This is a genomic window from Thauera sp. 27, from assembly GCF_000310125.2.
In the GTDB taxonomy this organism is placed as follows: domain Bacteria; phylum Pseudomonadota; class Gammaproteobacteria; order Burkholderiales; family Rhodocyclaceae; genus Thauera; species Thauera mechernichensis.
The window spans coordinates 1-341 of the sequence record NZ_AMXB01000112.1; the positions used below are offsets into that span (position 1 = coordinate 1).

Consider the following 341-nt stretch of genomic DNA (forward strand, 5'->3'; position numbering starts at 1 on the left):
TGCACCAGGTTCGAAATCGAACCGTTGGTGACAACAACGTCGCTCGCCTCGAAGCCCACCGGGGCTTCGCTGAACACGAAGCTGACCGTGCCGTCCGGGTTGATCGTGACATTGACGCTCGGGGCGAGCGTGTCGACCGCCGTGCTGTCGCTATCGCCACTGCCAGCATTGCCGGCCACGTCGGTGTAGCTACCGGCCGGGACTTCGACCGTGACATTGCCCTCGAAACCAGCGGCCGGCGTGAGGTCGGCCGTCCAGCGCGTCGGGTCGGTCGGATCTTGCACCAGGTTCGAGATCGAACCATTGGTCACAACGACGTCGCTCGCCTCGAAGCCCACCGG

1 protein-coding gene is annotated in these 341 nt (G+C 64.8%); it reads right to left on the reverse strand.

Translation table 11 applies throughout. The features are described 5' to 3' along the window. A partial coding sequence (locus B447_RS21620; protein WP_004249738.1) for an Ig-like domain-containing protein occupies nucleotides 1-341 on the reverse strand: 341 nt, incomplete at both ends.